General features: G+C 65.9%; 1 pseudogene. It reads right to left on the bottom strand.

Features of this window, described 5'->3' with window-relative positions:
• A pseudogene (locus tag J2Z31_RS30155) lies at positions 1-4,220 on the bottom strand (amino acid adenylation domain-containing protein); the annotation flags it as partial.

The raw sequence follows: 4,220 nt of genomic DNA, 5'->3' as shown, positions 1-4,220 counted from the left end.
TCGGCAGGGGCCGGCAGCGCCTTGCGGTCGAGCTTGCCGTTCGGCGTCAGCGGCAGTGCGTCCAGCCGCACGAAGGCGGCCGGCACCATGTAGTCCGGCAGCAGGCCACCGAGATGGGCCCGCAACGCCGCCGCCAGCTCGGCGCCATCGGGCTCGTCCGACCCGTCCGTCGTCTTCGCGACCACATAGGCGACGAGCCGCTTGTCGCCCGTCGCATCCGCGCGCGCCACGACCGCCGCATCGCCGACAAGCGCATGCTCGCAGAGCCGGGCGGCGATCTCGCCCGGCTCGATGCGGAAGCCGCGGATCTTCACCTGCTCGTCGTTGCGGCCCAGGAACTCGAGATTGCCGTCTGGCAGATAGCGGGCCAGGTCGCCGGTCCGGTACATCCGGGCATCCGCGTCGGCGCTGAACGGATCGGCCAGGAACCGCTCCGCCGTCAGCTCCGGGCGATTGAGGTAGCCGCGCGCTACCCCTGCCCCGCCGATATAGAGCTCGCCAACGGCCCCGAACGGCACAGGCTGGCCATGGTCGTCAAGCAGATAGAGCCGCGTGTTCGCGATTGGGCGGCCGAGGGGAGGAAATCGGGGCCAAGTTGATGGGTCAGTTGAAAGGCGGTGCTCCGCAACGACGTGTGTTTCTGTAGGCCCGTATTGATTGATCAATTTCGCCTTCGGATGCGCTTCGAAGAACGCCCTTAGCACTGGAGTGGCCTGCAATTGCTCACCCGCCGTATAGATCTCAGTTAAAGAGGGCAGCAGCACTGGGTGCGCGCTCCAGACCACCGCAAAATGGTTCAATGCTACGAATGGGAGGAAAAGCTGCTCGATCGCCTCCGCCTTCACGAGTCCGAGCAAGCCGGCAAAGTCGGCACGGGTCTCTTCTCGCATAAGCACGAGCAGTCCAGCGTCCCTCCAACAACTGAACAATTCCTGGAAAGACACATCGAAGTTCAGGGTCGTGAATTGAAGTGTGCGTTTTGGCGCGCTATCCCCCGGTGAAGACGAGAGCAAATTCATAAGCGAGCCGTGGGGCATCATGACGCCCTTTGGCGTTCCGGTGGAGCCGGAGGTGTAGATGACATAGGCGAGATGGCTGGAGGTCAGGCCGAGGGTATGCGGGTCGGGATCGTCAGCGGACTGGTCGGCCCAGGAAAGCTCGCCGTCCGAGAAGTCGATCACGCTGAGATCGGCGAGTGCCTCGGCGCCCAGCGCTTCGCGGCCGGCGGCATCGCAAAGGATGAGTTGCGGGGCGGCATCGTCGAGCACCTGCCGCAGGCGGCCGGACGGATAGGCCGGATCGAGCGGCAGATAGGCGCCGCCCGCTTTCAGGATCGCCAGCAGTCCCACCACCATCGCCGGGCTGCGCTCGACGCAGATCGCCACCGGCTGGTCCGGCTTGACCCCAAGGCCGATCAGATGATGGGCGAGTCGGTTGGCCCGGCCATTGAGGGTACCATAGGAGATCGACTGCCCTTCGAAGACCACCGCCACCGCGTCGGGCGCCCGGCGCACCTGCGCCTCGAACAGCTCGTGCACGCACAGGTCCGAGGGATAGTCCGCTTCCGTCCGGTTCAGCTCCTCCAGCAGATAGCTGCGTTCGTCGGCCGGCAGAATGTCGAGCTCGCGCACCGGCGTATTCGGCGCCCGTTCCAGCGCCTCGACCAGCTGCTCGAGCGCGCGCTGCATGTAGCCGCAGATCCGGTCGGCGGAGATCGGCTCCACCACCTGCGCCGTCAGGCCGAGCGCCTCGCCAAAATCCTCCACCGCGAGGGTCACGGGATAATTGGTGCGTTCCTCGCTCCCCAGCCACTCGATGCCCGACAGGTCCTCATTGGTTGTCGAGCCGGCGGCCGGGGTGTTGTGACGGTAGTTCAACAGCGCGCCGAACAACGGCGCCGGAGCTGCAACGCCGCTGCAGCGTTGCGCCAAGGCGAGCGGGGCATGCTCGTGTGCGAGCAGTTCGGAAAGCCGCGCATGTGTGGCCCGCACGCTCGCCGCAATCCCGGTTCCGTCGAGGTCGAGCCGCACCGGCAGGGTGTTGATGAGACAGGCCCATCGTGCGGTCGGCGCCGGTCCCGGCATGCATGCGGCCGAACAGCACCGTGCCGAACACCACCTGTTCGCGGCCGCTGCTCTGCGCCACCACCTGGCCCCAGGCCAGATGACAAAGGCTCGCCAGGCTGACCCCCAGCCGCCGCGCCTGTTCGCGCAGCCGATCGTTGAGCGCCGGCGGCAGCATCCGCTGCGCCTCGCCGACCCCGCTGCCGTCGCCGCGAACCTCGCTCAGCCCGAACGGTGTGGTCGGCTCGTCGATGTCGGCGAGCATCTCCCGGAAGAACGCTTCATGCTCTTCGGACGAAACGCCGAGACGGGCCTGCGCCACCAGGTTGCGGAACGGCTGCGGCGCATCAAGCGCATGCGCGCCCTCGAGCACGGCCCGGACCTCGGCATGCATGACCTCCAGCGTCGTATGATCGCCGATCAGATGATGCTGCAGCTCCAAAAGCAGCCAGCGCTCGCTGCCGGGCTCGCGCGCGATCACGAACCGCAACAAGGGCGCCTGGCCAAGATCGATGCGATGCTGGCGCGGATCGAAGCGGCGCTTCAGCTGCTCGTGGCCGGGACCGCCATCTTCCTCCAGCTCGACCTCGCTCACCGCCAGCGGCGCCTTGCGCCACACCACCTGCGCCGGGCTAGACAGTCCCTGCCAGACAAAGGCGGTGCGCAGGATGTCATGCCGGTCGACCACCTGTTGAACCGCCGCAAGATAGCGATCGAGCAGACCCCGATCGGCAAAGGCCATTTGCGACACCAGCAGATAGGGATCGCCCTCGGTTGCCAGCAGATGGTGGAACAGAATGCCGTCCTGCAGCGGCGACAGGCCATAGATATCCTGGATGTTGCCGACGCCGCCGGGAACCGTCGACACGATCCGGTCGATCTCCTCCTGGGTCAGATCGATCAGCGGCAGCATCTGCGGCGTGATCGCCTCACTCTCTTCGGTGATCCGATTGGCCGGCACTGTCACCTCGTGGTGGCTGCCAAGGCTGGCGGCGAGATCGCAAAGCACCGGCCTGGCGAACAGCGTGCGCACCTCCACCCCGAGCGACTGCCGCCGCAGCCGCTCCATCAGCTGCACCGCCAGCAATGAGTGGCCGCCGAGCTCGAAGAAGTTGTCGTGGCGGCCGACCCGCTCGACCCCGAGCAGCTCTGCCCAGATCCCCGCCAGCAGCGTCTCGATCGCACCCTGCGGCGCTTCATAGGCGGTGCGCGCATAGGCATCGTCGGCAGGGGCCGGCAGCGCCTTGCGATCGAGCTTGCCGTTCGGCGTCAGCGGCAGTGCGTCCAGCCGCACGAAGGCGGCCGGCCAATCGGCACATTCCGGTTAGGCGCCTCAATCCTCGCGTCGGCAAGAAAGGTGGTCGACCAAATTGTAGTCTCGGTCGGACCATAAAGATTTCTGAGAGATTTTACCCTTCTGCCGAGCTTCGAGGCCAGATCTGAAGGCAACGCCTCGCCGCCACACAGCGCGCTTAAATCGGGCGCACCATCCCAGCCGGCGTCGAAGAGCATACGCCACGCTGCCGGGGTTGCCTGCGTCACAGTTATCTTCTGATGGGACAGATGCTGCTGCAATCCAATAGCATTGGTCTCGCGAGCAAGGACGACGTTAGCTCCCACGGCCAACGGAAGATAGAGTTCCAGCCCCGCAATGTCGAAAGAGATCGTCGTGATCGCGAGGAGTGAATCATGCGCTGTGAGGCCTGATACATCCAGAAAAGCGCATAAAACATTGAGAACACTCGCATGCTCGACCATGACGCCCTTAGGGCTACCGGTAGAGCCGGAGGTGTAGATGACATAGGCGAGATGCCGGGAGGTCAGGCCGAGGGCACGCGGGTCGGGATCCGACGCCGGCAGTTCCGCCCAGGCCGGGGTGGCCGCATCCAGATCAATCACACTGAGATCGGCGAGTGCCTCGGGGCCGAGGGCTTTTCGGCCGGCGGCATCGCAAAGCATGAGCCGCGGGGCGGCATCGTCGAGCACCTGCCGCAGCCGGCCGGACGGATAGGCCGGGTCGAGCGGCACATAGGCGCCGCCCGCTTTCAGGATCGCCAGCAGCCCCACCACCATCGCCGGGCTGCGCTCGACGCAGATCGCCACCGGCTGGTCGGGCTTCACCCCAAGCCCGATCAGATGATGGGCCAGCCGGTTGGC

The sequence above is a fragment of the Sinorhizobium kostiense genome (genome assembly GCF_017874595.1).
Lineage (GTDB): Bacteria > Pseudomonadota > Alphaproteobacteria > Rhizobiales > Rhizobiaceae > Sinorhizobium > Sinorhizobium kostiense.
The sequence above is the reverse complement of the archived record's forward strand: the minus strand, read 5'-3'. Positions and strand labels throughout refer to the sequence as shown.